Source organism: Pseudomonas putida (assembly GCF_050990305.1).
Taxonomy (GTDB): domain Bacteria; phylum Pseudomonadota; class Gammaproteobacteria; order Pseudomonadales; family Pseudomonadaceae; genus Aquipseudomonas; species Aquipseudomonas putida_AH.
Genome location: NZ_CP158817.1, coordinates 4,295,948 through 4,310,233, shown reverse-complemented (window position 1 = coordinate 4,310,233; position 14,286 = coordinate 4,295,948). Strand labels below are relative to the sequence as shown.

Genomic DNA, 14,286 nt, shown 5'->3' with positions numbered 1-14,286 from the left:
CGAGCCTGCTCGCGATGGCGGTGACACATTCAGTATCGATGTGTCAGACACACCGCTATCGCGAGCAGGCTCGCTCCTACAGTTGGGATTCTCCGGAATCAGGAATTGCGATTTACACGCTTGGGCATCATCCGCAACAAGGTGTTATCCCCCACCACATAATGGTGATACAGCGCGGCCACGGCGTGCAGGCCGATCAACCAGTAGCCGAGGGTGCCGGCGAGCTCGTGCCATTCCTGCAGTTGTTTGGCGAACACTTTGTCTTCAGCCACCAGCAACGGCAGGTCGACACCGTAGAACATCACTTGATTGCCTTTGGCGCTGGTGGTCAGCCAGCCGAGAATCGGCGTGGCGATCATGAACAGGTACAGCGCCCAATGCATCAGTTTGGCCAATGCTGTTTGCCATTGAGGCGATGCCGGGAAAATCTGTGGCGCCGGGCCGAAGGTGCGGGCGAACAACCGTAGCCAGACCAGGACAAACACCGTCAGGCCGAGCATGAAGTGCGATTCGACAATCAGCGTTCGTCCGCCACTGCCCTTGGGAAAAATGCCACGAAACTCGATACAGGCATAAACCAGTGCCAACAGGACCAGCATCAACCAATGCAGCGCGATCGATACGGTGCTGTAGCGTGAAGCAGAATTCTTCCACGGCATGCGGCGTTCCTCACAGGTCAGGTCAAGCCACCGTTCTTGGTCGACGGTGTGCTTTAACTGTAATCCTGTTTCAGCCGGTTCGCCTGACACCCGTGCAGGTTCAATGCTCTAAATCAGCTGATCGAGCAAAATAAACGCCGAATACCTGTAGAAGCTGAGCTTGCTCGCGATCGCGGTGTGTCAGCCAACATCAATGTTGAATGTTAGGCCGTTATCGCGAGCAAGCTCGGCTCCTACAATGGATCGGCGGTGTGTCCTGCCAACACCTGTAGGAGCAAAGCTTGCTCGCGATGGCGGTGGTTCATTCAACATGGATGTTGTTTGACTGGCCGTCATCGCGAGCAAGCTCGGCTCCTACAATGGATCGGCGGTGTGTCCTGCCAATATCTGTAGGAGCGAAGCTTGCTCGCGATGGCGGTGGTTCATTCAACATGGATGTTGTTTGACAGGCCGTTATCGCAAGCAAGCTCGGCTCCTACCAGGATGAGGGCGGGATCAGTGGGCTTGCGGCATTTCGCCTTTTGCCAAGCGTTTGTTGATGTCGGCGATCACTTCCGGCAGGTCTGTGATGGTGTCGATCATGTAGTGCGGGCGCGAGCTTTCGAACAGCTTGTGGATGCGCTTGCGCTCGCTGTCCAACTTGTCGCTGCCCAGGGCACGATAGCCTTCGTAGTCCAGGCCCAGCGCGTTGCCCGAGCAGATCAAGGCCACGGTCCACATGCCGGCACGGCGACCTTCGAGGATGCCCGGCACGGTGTCGTCGATCTTCACGCAGGCGGCGACGTCATCGATACCCAGAGCGATCACGTTGGCCAGAGCCTGAGCCGGCCATGGCCGACCGTTCGGCACTTCATCGGTGGCCACCACGTGGTCGGCGACGTAGCCGTTGGTGGCGGCCAGTTCGACGACCTTGTCCATCACCTGTTTCGGGTAACCGGAGCAGGAGCCGATCTTGATCCCTTGCTGACGCAGGTTGGCGATGGTGTCCAGGGCGCCTGGAATCAATGCCGAGTGCTCCGCGATTTTTTCGATCTGCAGCGGCATGAAGCGCTGGTAGATGGCCGTGACGTCATCGTCGGTCGGCGTGCGGCCGAACACTTTGCGGTAACGCTCGGCGACTTCCGGCAGGTCGCACAGGGTGCGGATGTGGTCCCACTTGCCCATGCCCATCGGGCCACGGGCTTCGTCGATGGAGACCTGCACGTCGAACTCGGCGAAGGCTTCGACAAAAATCTGGGTCGGCGCAAAAGAGCCGAAGTCGACGACGGTGCCGGCCCAGTCGAGGATGGCGGCTTGCAGTTGAGTTGGGTTTGCGTAGTTCATGGTGATCAAATTCCTGTGGCAACTGGCTAATTGGAGAGCTGCTTTCAGGTGGGAGCGGGCTTTTGTGGTGAGGGGATTTATCCCCGTTCGGCTGCGTAGCAGTCGCAAAACCATTTAGTGCGGTGTATTTGATACACCGCGGTTTTTGATTCAGGGGCCGCTTCGCTGCCCAACGGGGATAAATCCCCTCGCCACAAAAGCCCGCTCCCACAGGGGGACGGCGGTGTCTTTTTATTCAGATGTCGAGCACTTCCATCTCGCGCAGCACTTCGCCGATGGCGGCAACCGCTTCGCGCATTTCGGCAGGCTGGACATGACCGATGCAGCCGACGCGGAAGGTCTCGACCTGGGTCAGTTTGCCGGGGTAGAGGATGTAACCCTTGGCCTTGACCCGTTCATAGAACTCTTTGAACTGGTAGCGCGGATCTTTGGGCGCGTGGAAGGTGGCGATGATCGGCGCCTGGATGGCGGCCGGTAGAAAGCTGCGCAGGCCCAGCTTACCCATCTCTTCCATCAGCGCCTGGCAGTTGGCGGCATAACGCGCATGCCGCGCCGGCAGGCCGCCTTCTTCGTTGTATTGCAGCAGGGCTTCGTGCAGCGCCGCGACCACGTGGGTCGGCGGGGTGAAGCGCCACTGACCGGTCTTCTGCATATAGGCGTGCTGGTCGAACAGGTCCATCGCCAGCGAATGCGAGTTGCCGGCAGCGGCGGCCAGGGATTGCTTGTTGGCAAAGACGAAGCCCATGCCCGGTACGCCTTCCAGGCATTTGCCGGATGCGGCGATCAAGGCGTCGAACGGAATCTGCTGCGCATCGACCGGCAGGGCACCAAAGGAACTCATGGCATCGATGATCAAACGCTTGCCGTGCTGCTGCACAACCTGGGCGATTTCCGGCAGCGGGTTGAGGATGCCGGTGCTGGTTTCGCAGTGGATCAGCGCAATGTGGGTGATGCCAGTATCGGCCCGCAGCAGGCGGTCGACGTCGGCGGCGGTGGTCGGTTCGTCTTCGGCGGTTTCGAAGGTGCTGAAAGAGCGACCGAGCACTTCGCAGATTTTCGCCAGGCGTTTGCCGTAGGCGCCATTGATCAGCACCAGCACTTTGCCGTCGCGGGGCACCAGGGTGCCGATCGCTGCTTCCACTGCAAAGGTGCCGCTGCCTTGCAGGGGCACGCAGTGGTGGCTGGCGGCGCCGTTGATGATCGCCAGCAGTTGTTCGCACAGGCTGGCAGTCAGTTGGTTGAAGCGGTCATCCCATGAACCCCAGTCAACCATCATCGCCTGACGGGTGCGGGCGGACGTGGTCAACGGGCCGGGGGTGAGCAGGATGGGTGCGGCAATACTCATTCTCGTGTCCTCGCAATCGATGGGATGAAGCTACGGGGCTTAAATTGCAATTTGCCGTGTTATCAATCAAATTGTTTGTTGTTATGCCAGCCATCAGTAGGACTTATTCATGAACCTGTTTCAGCTCCGCGCTTTCGATGCCGTGGCCCGTGAGGGCAGCTTCACCCGGGCGGCGGCGCGCTTGTTCATCAGCCAACCGGCGGTCACCGGACACATCAAGGCGCTGGAGGAGCACTACCAGATCACCCTGTTGCGTCGCACCGCGCGACGGGTGGAATTGACGGAAGAGGGCACCAAACTGGCAGCGATCACCCGGGCGATGTTTGGCCTGGCCGAGGAAGCGCAGGTGATGCTGGAAGCCAATCGACAGTTGCTCACCGGGCGTCTGGAAGTGGCAGCGGACGGACCGCACATGGTCATGCCGATGCTGGCGAGCCTGCGTGCGCGTTATCCGGGGATTACCGTGAACCTGCGTTTGGGCAACGCCCAGGAAACCTTGGCGGCGTTGTTGTCCGAGCATGCCGATGTGGCGGTGCTGACCGAAGTCGAGCCGCGCAAGGGCCTGCACCTGCAAGCGCTGAGCGAGTCGCGCATTTGTGCGCTGGTGCCCGACGGTCATCCTTGGGCTTCGAGGACCAAGGGCGTGGCGCTCAAGGATTTGGATCAGGTGATCATGGTGCTGCGTGAGCCGAGCTCGATCACCCGGCGCACGTTCGATGAGGCCTGTGCCCAGGCCAAGGTCAATCCGCGGGTGCTGCTGGAGCTCGACAGTCGTGAAGCGGTGACCGAGGCCGTGGCGGCAGAACTGGGAGTGGGGGTGGTGTCGTCGGTGGAAGTCAGCCATGACCCACGGGTCGCGGCGGTGCCGATCATTGGCGAGGGACTGGTGAACCGGCACATGATGGGGTGCATGGAACGGCGGCGGGATTTGCGCCTGATACAGGCGTTTTTCGGGTTGGTGCCGGTCAGGTAGACCGAAGCGCCTGCATCGCGAGCAAGCTTTGCTCCTACAGATTTCAGTCGAGTCCATTTGTTGTGATCGACTCATATCCGTAGGAGCAGAGCTTGCTCGCGATGAGGCCAGACCTGCTTACACCAAACTCTCGCGCACCATCTCTAGAAACGTCGCCACAATCCGCCGCGAACTCTGCTCGCGCAAGCACACCAAGGTCTCGGTCAAGCGCCTTTTGCAATCGGTAATCGGCAACGCGCACACCCTGGAATCCGCGCCGAACTCGGCAGCGGAAACCACCCCCACGCCAATCCCCACCACCACCGCTTCACGCGCCGCCTCGCGACCTTCAACCTGAATCGCCGGACGAATCCGAAACCCCGCGCCGGCCATTTCTTCTTCCAGGGTCTGGCGCGTCACCGAGCCGATTTCCCGCAGCACCAGCGGCGTGTCGTCGAGGTCCGCCAGGCAGATGGATTCACGGTCGGCCCAAGGGTGGTTGCGTGAAACGAACGCCACCATCGGGTCATTGCGCAGCGGCAAGGAAATCAGGCGTTCGTCGCTGACGTCGCGGCCCAGCAACGCCAGGTCGGCCTGGTAGTTGAAGAGCCGGAACAGCGATTCATCGGTGTTGCCGGTTTCGATCTTCACGCTGATGCCGGGATAACGCTCGCAGAACCGGGCGATCTGCGGCAGCACATGCACCGGGGCGTCCACGGCCAGAATCAGGCTGCCGGTTTGCAAAGCCTGGGAGTCCTGCAACAACTCCTGGGCCTCGGCTTCGATCACAAACAATTTCTGGGTGACGCCGAGCAGACGCTCGCCCAAATCCGTCAGGCGCACCGAGCGTTTGTTGCGATGAAACAGAAGCACGCCGTAGCGCTCTTCGAGTTTGCGCACTTGATCGGAAATTGCCGGCTGCGTAAGAAACAGTCGTTCGGCGGCTTTGGTGAAGCTCCCGTAAACGGCCACGGCGTGGAAAGCCTTGAGCTGAGCGTGGGAAACCGACATCGAACCTCCAATAACAAGCTGGGCTTATTTTTGAAATACGATAAATCGATTTCACTTATTAATCAGTAATTGTTTTGATCCGCTCCAGCCCCGGTGACTGGTCAGTCGAACAGCAACGGTGGCCATGAGCCTGTGCGTGCAACAGCAGGACTCATCTGACCGGAATCGTCCACAGGGATCGGGCGATTTCGCAGTGCTCAACAATAAAAACACAGGCGTTTTCTTCCAATTCTGCCGGCACACTCACACCCTGAGGTCAGAACCACAATGAACAAGCACATCGGCACCATCAAGCGTTGGCGCGTGCAGATCTTCGCGATCACCTGGCTCGCCTACGCCGCTTTCTACTTCACCCGCAAAGCGTTTTCCGTCGCCAAACTCGGGATCGGCGAAGACCCGACGTTCATGCTCGACAAAATGGCCATGGCCAACCTTGATGCCATCTACCTGACCGCTTACGCCGTCGGCCAATTCACCTGGGGCATCCTCGCCGACCGCTTCGGTCCCAGGGTTGTGGTCCTCGGTGGTTTGCTGATTTCTGCGGCGGCGGCGTTGGTGATGGGCAGTTTCGCCACCTTGCCGATTTTCGCCACCTGCATGCTGATCCAGGGCCTGGCGCAGTCCACGGGATGGTCGGGGCTGTGCAAGAACCTCGGCAGTTTCTTTCCCGCCGAGCAGCGTGGGCGGGTACTGGGGCTCTGGAGTTCCTGCTACGCCTTTGGCGGTTTGGTGGCTTCGCCGTTTGCCGGTTGGTGGGCGTACACGCTCATCGGTACATGGCATGCGGCGTTCATTTCCAGTGCGGCGGTGGTTGGGCTGGTCGCCGTGCTGTTTTTTATTTTCCAACGCAATAAACCTGAAGATGTGGGCTTGCCGGCCGTGGAGCCTGAACCGCAGTTGACGGCTGAAGAGGCACACGCCCAAAGCAAGATCAGCGTCCTGGAACCGTTGAAGGAAATCCTGCGCAACCGCACCGTGCTGATCCTGGGGCTTGCGTACTTCATGCTCAAACCGGCGCGTTACGCGATTCTGCTGTGGGGCCCGGTGATCGTTTTCGAGCAGATGCCTTCGGTGGGCAAGGTGGGCGCGGCGATCATTCCCACGGCGTTCGAGCTGGCCGGGTTGCTCGGGCCGATCATGATCGGTCTGGCCTCCGACAAACTGTTCGGTGCCCGACGCATGCCGGCCTGTGTCATCAGCCTGTTGGCGCTGACCGTGTCGCTGGCCTTCTTCATGGGGGCGCTGCACACCGGTAGCGTGGCGCTGGTGGTGGCGCTGTTGTTTGTCATGGGCCTGACGCTTTACGGGCCGGACTCGATGATCAGCGGTGCCGCCGCCATCGATTTCGGCACCGCCAAGGCCGGCGCCACGGCAGCAGGCTTCGTCAACGGCTGCGGTTCGGTCGGGGCGGTCCTGGGCGGTTTGCTACCGGGCTATTTCGACTCCGTCACCGTGTTCATCGTTTTCGCCGGCTGCGCGATGTTCTCCGCGCTGGTGCTGATTCCGCACTGGAACAGTCGCCCTGGCGGCCTGAAAACCAACTACCCCTTCGTGCCTAACCGGCCGATGGACATCAAACCCCTGCGTACCTGAACCTTGCCACTCGCGGCCTGTTGCGCGTGCGGCAGGCTGACGTGTGGAGATCTGACCGGAGATTGACCCATGAGACCCTTTTGGCTGGACCAGGCCCTGAAGGCTGAAACGTCCGAGACCTGCCCGCCACTGCAAGGCGACGTTCGCACCGACGTCTGCATCGTCGGCGGTGGTTATACCGGGTTATGGACCGCGATCATGCTCAAGGAGCAGAACCCCGAACTGGATGTATTGCTGATCGAAGCAGACATCTGCGGTGCCGGTGCCAGCGGGCGCAACGGTGGTTGCGCACTGTCGTGGTCGGCCAAGTACTTCACTCTCGAGCGGTTGTTTGGCGTCGAGGAGGCGGTGCGTCTGGTCAAGGAATCGGAGCGCAGCATCCACGCTATTGGCGCCTTCTGCGAGCAGTACGGGGTGGAGGCCGACTACCGCCTCGACGGCACCCTCTACACCGCGACCAATCGCGCCCAGTTGGGTTCGACCGATGCCGTGATCGCGGCGCTGGAGCGCCAGGGCATCAATTCGTTTACCCAGCGACCGCTGGCGGACGTGCAGCGTATGGCCGGCTCCAGCAAACATCTGGAAGGCTGGTTTTCCCCGGCAGCGGCCAGTGTGCAGCCGGGCAAACTGGTGCGCGGCTTGCGCCGCGTGGCCCTGCAATTGGGGGTGAAAATTCATGAACATACCGCCATGACCGGGCTGGAAGAAGGCAAACCGGTGGGGATTCAAACGGCTAATGGCACCGTTCGCGCTGATCGTGTGGTGCTGGCGATGAACGCCTGGATGGCCCGCGCTTTCCCGCAGTTCGAGCGCAGCGTGGCGATCGTGTCCAGCGACATGGCGATCACCGAACCGCGGCCCGACCTGCTCAACGAAATCGGTTTGACCAGTGGTGTCACGGTGCTCGATTCGCGGATTTTCGTGCATTACTACCACAACACCCCGGACGGTCGGATCATGCTGGGCAAGGGCGGCAACACCTTTGCTTATGGCGGGCGGATGCTGCCGGTGTTCGACCAGCCGTCGCCCTATGCAGATTTGTTGAAAAACAGCCTGGCGGATTTTTTCCCGGTCTTCGCCGACGTCAAGGTCGAATCGACGTGGAATGGGCCGTCGGATCGTTCGGTCACGGGGCTGCCGTTCTTCGGGCAGATGAGTGCCAGTGGCAACGTGTTTTACGGCTTCGGGTATTCCGGCAGCGGGGTCGGACCGTGTCACATGGGCGGGCAGATATTGGCTTCGATGGTCCAGGGCCTCGACAACCCCTGGACCCGTTCGCCGCTGGTGAACGGGCCGTTGGGCTTCTTCCCGCCGGAACCGATTCGTTACCTCGGCTCATTGATGGTGCGCAACGCCATCCGCCGCAAGGAACGCGCCGAAGATCACGGTCGCAGGCCGCGGCATCTGGACGTGCGCCTGGCGAAGTTCGCGGCAGCGGCGGGCAAGGCGGATAAGGGCTGAGCAATGCTCAGCGCTTCAGGCTTCCAGCCTATGGCTGCGGCCTGCTGATCAGCCAGTCGAGCAGTAGACCGGTATCGTTGCATGGCTTCGTGGCGCGGATCGGTCGAGGTGTCTGGCGTTGCGCCAGGTTGGCGCAGAACAGCGGTCGGTCGGGGTCGCCATCGAGGAAACTGACCAGCCCGTCGCTGCCGGCCAGTGGCATTTGCGACGGATCGAAAAGGCTGTCCGACACTGCCAGGACAATGGGCATCCAGAGACCTTCGCAAGGCTCGGGCTCCTGTTCAGGGGAGGGCCACAAACAGACCTGGATGCGACCTTGTTTATCCAGCACCGTCGGGTGTCCGGTCTGGCCACATACCCGGGCAGGCTGAAAACCGGGGATGTTCGGTCGGACCTGTTTGAGCGCCGCGCGGAACACGGTTGACCAGGGCACTGCGGTGAATTGATTGCGGTAACGCGGCGGTATTGCCGGTGCACCCGACGCGATCGTCGATCCCTGTTGCCACTGATGTCGCACCTCGGTCACCAACCATTGATCGTTGAAACCCTTCAGAGGATGTTCGGCCACTTGCACGATATGGGCGCTGCGCAATAGCTCGTGATTGCTTTGGCCGTGAATCTGCATCTGCGGGCAACGCAGGCGCTCAAGCTGCCGGCGGGCGGTTTGATCCTGATGGCGTTGTTCGAACGTGGGGCGAGGCGAGAGTGGCACTGCCTGGGCAACGGTATGGTTGGCTGCGATGTCGGTATGGCCCGCTGCGCCGCGGTTGCGGGTATCCAGGTGCTGTGAAAAGGCTGGCGTGTCATGGCGCTGGAACAGTTCGCTGATCGTCGGTGAGTCGCCAGGGCTGGGTCCATCGCCCTGGAACGTCATCAGCAGCGGTTCCTGCGCAAAGCTCAGGCTGTCTTCAGCGAACACCAGCACATGATCGTGGTGATGATGTTCGAAGTGGTAGTGAATACCTTCTTCCTCACACAGCCGTTGCAACAGGGCCAGGTCGGTTTCCTCGTACTGAATACAAAAAGGTCGCGGCGGATAGTGCCCGGTCGCCAGTTCAAAGCGATAGCTGCTGTCGGGCAGGCCATGTTCCACCAACAACTGGTGCAGGATCATCGGCACGCTCAAGTGCTGGAAGACCCGCCGTGATCGGTGCTGATCCAGCCCCTGCAAGGCGGGCACCAGGACCAGTTTGTAGCGGACCCACTGCGCCCCGTGATGTTCGCGACCGACGCTGTGCAGCACGCCATGAATACCCGGGCCTTGTCCCAGGTCCAGATGTGCCGGTTGTTGCAGTAAACGCTCCAGAGGCATGGCCGGTGCCAGGCCGAGCACTTCGATGTCGAAGCGATAGGGTTGGTTGAGGGCCTCGTGACCCCTGAACTGCAGCACCTGCAGACTCAAGTCTTCATTGAGGAGGGTCAGGGTGAAGGGACTTTCCTTGTCGTTAAGCATCGAATGCGCTTCTGCCATGGAGAACGGGTGAAAAGGGTACGAAACCCCAGCATCCTGTAGTCATCGCAAATCGAAGTTTCAGAATCGCCCTACAACGACCGGTGAAGTTACTGACGGAAGATGCCGATAGGGGCGGCGGACCGGTCATGAATTTTTGGTCGATTGCCGACTTTAGGCCGTATAAACTTGGCGCCATGCGTCGGCCAATAGATGTCTCGGCGCCATAGACAAGAGAGTGAGTAATGGGCGCACAGTGGAAGGTTAAACACAAAGAAGCGGCAGCCAATGCCAAGGGCAAGATCTTCGGCAAACTGGTGAAGGAAATCACCATTGCTGCGCGCAACGGCGCTGATGTCGCTACCAACGCACACCTGCGTCTGGTGGTTGAGCAGGCCAAGAAAGCTTCGATGCCCAAGGAAACCCTGGATCGCGCCATCAAGAAAGGTGCGGGTTTGCTGGGTGAAACCGTGCAATACCATCGCGTGACCTATGAAGGCTTTGCGCCGCATCAGGTGCCGCTGATCGTTGAATGCGTGACGGACAATATCAATCGTACCGTCGCTGAAATCCGCGTCGCCTTCCGCAAGGGCCAGTTGGGCGCTTCCGGTTCGGTGGCCTGGGATTTCAACCACGTGGGCATGATCGAAGCCTCCCCGGACACCCCGGATGCCGACCCGGAAATGGCCGCCATCGAAGCCGGCGCCCAGGACTTCGAGCCGGGTGAAGACGGCGCGACCCTGTTCCTGACCGAGCCAACAGACCTCGATGCGGTACAGAAAGCTCTGCCAGAGCAAGGTTTCACCGTGCTGTCGGCCAAGCTGGGCTATCAGCCGAAGAACCCGGTCAGCGGCCTGAGCGACGAGCAGATGGCAGAAGTCGAAGCCTTCCTCGAAGGCCTCGATAACCATGACGACGTGCAGGACATGTTTGTCGGGTTGGCGGGTTAAACATTAAAAGATCGCAGCCTGCGGCAGCTCCTACAGGGTTACACAGAACCCTGTAGGAGCTGCCGCAGGCTGCGATCTTTTAGCTACTGCGGCAATAACTGAACAATCTCGCCAAACCCAGGACGCGCCAGCACATCCGGCTGACAGCAACGCTGCTGCAAGTCCTCCAGCTGAACACGCTGCTCATCGCCCAACCCTGAATCAATCCGCTCGAGCAATTCCCCCAGCAAAATCCCGAACGCTCTCACTTCGATTCGCTGCAACGCACGGCTTTCAAGGCTGTCCTGCGTGGCATGGAAAGACGCCGCACCGAAGTCGCCCAACAGGCAATCGCCTTGCTCATTCCACAAGATGTTGTGGCCATAGAGGTCACCGTGGGTGATGCCCTGGTGATGAAGGTGCCCGGCCACCGAAGCGATGCCTCGGGCAATGCGCAGGGCACTGTCGGCATTGAAGCGCGTGTCGTCGGCGTAGACGTCACGGCTGCATGACGCCAGGCTTGGCAAACTGGCGAGGTTGCGAAACTGCGGCCCGATCAGTTGCATCACCAGCCCGGCCGTTTGTTGCGGATGATCGATGATCTGCCCTTCAACGCGAATCAGGTTGGGGTGAAGGCCTGCGGTGATGCAGGCGTTCATTTCGTGCAGGGGCGAGCCATCGCTGGTCATTTCGCCTTTGTAGAGTTTGACGGCAACCGGTGTGGAGGGTTGTCCCGGTGGTGTCCACGTGGCTCGATGGATCACACCCGACGCGCCTTCACCGAGGATCTTTTCAAGGTGCAGTTGCGACCAGGCAATATCCGCCGTCGCTTCAAAAGCGGCTTCGGTTTCCAGCGGATTACCGGCGTAGGCCAGCCAGGTCAGGCTCGGCAGGGACAGCAGCCATTGAGGCAACTCGGTCAGGCGGTTGGCGGCGATGCGGATCAGTTCGAGCCGATGGCAATGACGCAGGCTGTCGGGCAACTGCTGCAACCGGTTGCCCGCGAGCATGAGTTTTTGCAGGTATGGGCGTTCCCCCAGCTCGGTGGGCAGCTCGCTGATGCGGTTGTCAGTCAGGATCAGCCAGCGCAGCAGGGGCGGCAATGCCTCACCGGTCACGCGTTCGATGCGGTTGGCTTTGAAGCCGATCATGGTCAGCGCTGCGCATTGACCCACGCAAGCCGGCAGCTCGGTGAACTGGTTATCGGAGCAGAACAACACGCGCATGCGGGTCAGGCGGTGCAGGTCGTCCGGCAGGCTGCTCAAGGCATTGCCGCTGAGGTTGAGCACTTCCAGGGAGTCGGCCAGGTCGAAGATTTCCCGGGGAAACTCGGTCAGGCCACAACTGAGGTCCAGGCGAGTGATACCCGCCAGCGTGCCGGCGCGCAGTTGAGCAAGGGTGTGCATGAAGAGGGTTCGCTGTTGATCAAGGAATGGGCGGCATGATAGCGGGAGTATGTATGCCTGTCAGGCCGCCTTCGCGAGCAGGCTCGCTCCCACATTAGATCGCACACCACATTCAACTGTGGGAGCGAGCCTGCTCGCGAAGAGGCCGGCTGCCTTCACCGAAAACTATCGGTCAGACCACTTCCCTGACCTCAACCAACTGCCCCAACCGACTGCGCGTACGCGCCAGGTCGATGGCGTCACCCCCCAGGCTTTCGCGCAACGAACGCTGGCCGAGCAATATCAGGTGCTTGTCCTGATCGTATAAAACGTCCACCAGATTGATGAAGCGCTGCTGGGCGGCTATCGAACAATCGGCCAGGTTGGGCAGGTCGTCGATGATCCAGTGATCGAAACGTCGGCACAGTTCCAGGTAATCCATAACCGCCGTGGGGTGGTCGCACAGGTCGCTGAAGGTAAAGCCGATGGTGCGTCCGTTGCAGTAGCGGGCGGGCAGGTGACGGGTGCCGACCGGCAGGGCAATGGCCGGTGCATCGACGGCCGGCAGGTTCGAGGCCTGGCGTTGTGCCGGCGTGGCGGGCCAGACGTACTGCCCTTGGGTAAACAGTTGTTGCGCGTGGGTTCTGACCTGGCTGCGGTAGTCGTGCGGTCCACCGACTTCCATCACCTGCATGCGTGCATTGATCAGGTCGATCACCGGTTTGAAGCGCGCGTGGTAGAGCGGGTTGGGCAACAGGCCTTCCGGCGGGTAATTCGAGGTGACGAGCAGCAGAATGCCGCGGCCGAATAACGCCTTGAACAACCGCGTAATCAGCATCGCATCACCGATGTCGTGGACGTGGAATTCGTCGAAGCACAGCACCCGGCAATCGAGCAGCAGTTCATCGAGGGCGGTCGCCAGTGCATCGGGCTGATTGCGATGCTTGAACATCCCTTGATGTAACTCGGCAAAAAATTCGTGGAAATGCAGGCGCTGTTTTTCTGCGACAGGGACGGCCTGGAAGAAACCATCGAGCAGCCAGCTCTTGCCGCGCCCTACTGCGCCGTGCAGGTAGAGGCCGGGTTGGGATTGCGCCGCGGCACCCAACAACGTCGCGGCGTGCTGCGCCATGCTGTGGATCACGCGTTGCTGGCTGAGGCTGAGGGTGTAGCCCTGGGAGTGGGCTTTGCGGTGAAAGTAGTCATGGATCACTTGTCCACCCGCGGCACTGTTGCTCGATGCCTTGCCAAAGAGACGGCGCAACGATGTCCAGCGCGGTGTGAGTCGCGAACGGTTGGGCGGTCGAACGGCCACTGTGATTTCACCCCGATGTGTTCAAGCAGGCTCCCCGAGCTGCGGCGACATAGTGTAACCAGAGGCGGGAATTTGCTTCCAGTTGTGTCGATGGATTCTGGGCAGAATTGGACAGAATACTGCGGCGTGTACAATTTATTACCCGCGACTGACGTGATGTTTCCCGGTAATGGCCATACGAAATCACTGTAACGCTATGGATCCAATTTCTCCTTGGCAACTGGCGATTTTCCGACGCGTTGCTAACCTCAGTCTTACAAGACACCCCGCAAAAGGAATGGGGCCGTGAATGGACGTGTGGTATTGGCAGTCTTGGGTGCAGGGCTAAGTACGATGGTGTCGGCCGCCGAGCTCCAGATTCAGGTGCGGGTCGACGTGCAACGTGGTTGCCAGTTGGTGGGAAAACAACGCACTGCAGGTATCGAGCAACTCGGCGTGCTGGACTTCGGCAGCACCGCGCGGCTCGACAATCCCGCCGGGCCACTGGGCGCGGCGCTGATGAACGAGCGCTTGCCACGGCTCGAGTGCAACCCCGATACCCCTTATCAATTACGCGTCGATGGCGGCCTGCACGGTGGTGTCGGCGACGTGCGCTACATGGCGGGCAACGCCGAACACAGCAAACCCATTCCCTATCGCCTGTATCAGGACCCGGCGCGACGTATTCCGCTGGCGGTGGATGTGCCGGTCAGCGGTCGTGTACCCGATACCGGCTCGGTGGATTTGCCGCTGTATGCCCGTATCGAACCGATGGTCGGGATTCCTCCGGTCGACCGTTATTCGGATGTCGTCAAGGTGACGCTCACCTGGTGAGCGCATCGGCAGCAAGCGACCTGGCGGAGTCCGGGTTGTGCAGGGAAGGG

General features: G+C 60.5%; 12 protein-coding genes. 5 read left to right on the top strand and 7 right to left on the bottom strand.

From position 1 onward, the window contains the following. Window positions 1–98 precede the first annotated feature (98 nt). The 3 genes from ABTV22_RS19335 to ABTV22_RS19325 all read right to left on the bottom strand — a co-directional run bounded on the left by ABTV22_RS19335 (window position 99) and on the right by ABTV22_RS19325 (window position 3,327). Window positions 99–659 (bottom strand): cytochrome b, encoded by a 561-nt coding sequence (locus ABTV22_RS19335; RefSeq protein ID WP_433736099.1) that lies wholly within the window; start codon window positions 657–659, stop codon window positions 99–101. A 495-nt stretch (window positions 660–1,154) separates the two neighbouring features. Then, window positions 1,155–1,982, bottom strand: a complete 828-nt coding sequence (gene phnX, locus ABTV22_RS19330; protein ID WP_433736098.1) for a phosphonoacetaldehyde hydrolase — start codon at window positions 1,980–1,982, stop codon at window positions 1,155–1,157. Window positions 1,983–2,217: 235 nt separating this feature from the next. Continuing rightward, window positions 2,218–3,327, bottom strand: a complete 1,110-nt coding sequence (locus ABTV22_RS19325) for a 2-aminoethylphosphonate--pyruvate transaminase (protein ID WP_433736097.1) — start codon at window positions 3,325–3,327, stop codon at window positions 2,218–2,220. Window positions 3,328–3,436: 109 nt separating this feature from the next. On the opposite strand from ABTV22_RS19325, the gene ABTV22_RS19320 reads away from it, so the two are divergent. Next, complete coding sequence (locus tag ABTV22_RS19320; protein WP_433736096.1) at window positions 3,437–4,300, top strand: LysR substrate-binding domain-containing protein; 864 nt, start codon at window positions 3,437–3,439, stop codon at window positions 4,298–4,300. A 117-nt stretch (window positions 4,301–4,417) separates the two neighbouring features. Here ABTV22_RS19320 and ABTV22_RS19315 read toward each other — a convergent pair whose 3' ends face one another. Next, the gene (locus tag ABTV22_RS19315; RefSeq protein ID WP_433736095.1) at window positions 4,418–5,290 is read right to left on the bottom strand and encodes a LysR family transcriptional regulator; all 873 of its coding nucleotides are present in this window, start codon (window positions 5,288–5,290) and stop codon (window positions 4,418–4,420) included. Window positions 5,291–5,557: 267 nt separating this feature from the next. Between ABTV22_RS19315 and ABTV22_RS19310 the strand changes: the two genes are divergently transcribed. Beyond that, complete coding sequence (locus ABTV22_RS19310; RefSeq protein ID WP_433736094.1) at window positions 5,558–6,883, top strand: MFS transporter; 1,326 nt, start codon at window positions 5,558–5,560, stop codon at window positions 6,881–6,883. 69 nt (window positions 6,884–6,952) lie between these two features. Then, window positions 6,953–8,344: an FAD-dependent oxidoreductase gene (locus ABTV22_RS19305; protein WP_433736093.1), complete on the top strand. Its 1,392-nt coding sequence runs from the start codon at window positions 6,953–6,955 to the stop codon at window positions 8,342–8,344. Between the two features lie 28 nt (window positions 8,345–8,372). On the opposite strand, the gene ABTV22_RS19300 is transcribed toward ABTV22_RS19305, so the two are convergent. Beyond that, window positions 8,373–9,797, bottom strand: coding sequence for a type VI secretion system Vgr family protein (locus tag ABTV22_RS19300; RefSeq protein ID WP_433736092.1), 1,425 nt, complete (start codon window positions 9,795–9,797; stop codon window positions 8,373–8,375). A gap of 242 nt (window positions 9,798–10,039) precedes the next feature. Between ABTV22_RS19300 and ABTV22_RS19295 the strand changes: the two genes are divergently transcribed. Then, on the top strand, window positions 10,040–10,744 hold the full coding sequence (locus tag ABTV22_RS19295; protein ID WP_008020881.1) for a YebC/PmpR family DNA-binding transcriptional regulator: 705 nt from the start codon (window positions 10,040–10,042) through the stop codon (window positions 10,742–10,744). Between the two features lie 83 nt (window positions 10,745–10,827). Here ABTV22_RS19295 and ABTV22_RS19290 read toward each other — a convergent pair whose 3' ends face one another. Further along, window positions 10,828–12,129 (bottom strand): protein kinase, encoded by a 1,302-nt coding sequence (locus ABTV22_RS19290; protein WP_433736091.1) that lies wholly within the window; start codon window positions 12,127–12,129, stop codon window positions 10,828–10,830. A gap of 172 nt (window positions 12,130–12,301) precedes the next feature. Then, on the bottom strand, window positions 12,302–13,423 hold the full coding sequence (zapE, locus tag ABTV22_RS19285; RefSeq protein WP_433736090.1) for a cell division protein ZapE: 1,122 nt from the start codon (window positions 13,421–13,423) through the stop codon (window positions 12,302–12,304). 333 nt (window positions 13,424–13,756) lie between these two features. On the opposite strand from zapE, the gene ABTV22_RS19280 reads away from it, so the two are divergent. Next, window positions 13,757–14,236, top strand: a complete 480-nt coding sequence (locus ABTV22_RS19280; RefSeq protein ID WP_433741453.1) for a Csu type fimbrial protein — start codon at window positions 13,757–13,759, stop codon at window positions 14,234–14,236. Window positions 14,237–14,286: the final 50 nt, after the last annotated feature.

Coding starts and splice junctions, on each gene's coding strand:
- ABTV22_RS19300 (WP_433736092.1), bottom strand. CDS start 9,797: ATGCTTAACGACAAGGAAAGTCCCTTCACCCTGACCCTCCTCAATGAA.
- ABTV22_RS19310 (WP_433736094.1), top strand. CDS start 5,558: ATGAACAAGCACATCGGCACCATCAAGCGTTGGCGCGTGCAGATCTTC.
- ABTV22_RS19335 (WP_433736099.1), bottom strand. CDS start 659: ATGCCGTGGAAGAATTCTGCTTCACGCTACAGCACCGTATCGATCGCG.
- ABTV22_RS19305 (WP_433736093.1), top strand. CDS start 6,953: ATGAGACCCTTTTGGCTGGACCAGGCCCTGAAGGCTGAAACGTCCGAG.
- ABTV22_RS19325 (WP_433736097.1), bottom strand. CDS start 3,327: ATGAGTATTGCCGCACCCATCCTGCTCACCCCCGGCCCGTTGACCACG.
- ABTV22_RS19295 (WP_008020881.1), top strand. CDS start 10,040: ATGGGCGCACAGTGGAAGGTTAAACACAAAGAAGCGGCAGCCAATGCC.
- ABTV22_RS19290 (WP_433736091.1), bottom strand. CDS start 12,129: ATGCACACCCTTGCTCAACTGCGCGCCGGCACGCTGGCGGGTATCACT.
- phnX (WP_433736098.1), bottom strand. CDS start 1,982: ATGAACTACGCAAACCCAACTCAACTGCAAGCCGCCATCCTCGACTGG.
- ABTV22_RS19280 (WP_433741453.1), top strand. CDS start 13,757: ATGGTGTCGGCCGCCGAGCTCCAGATTCAGGTGCGGGTCGACGTGCAA.
- ABTV22_RS19320 (WP_433736096.1), top strand. CDS start 3,437: ATGAACCTGTTTCAGCTCCGCGCTTTCGATGCCGTGGCCCGTGAGGGC.
- ABTV22_RS19315 (WP_433736095.1), bottom strand. CDS start 5,290: ATGTCGGTTTCCCACGCTCAGCTCAAGGCTTTCCACGCCGTGGCCGTT.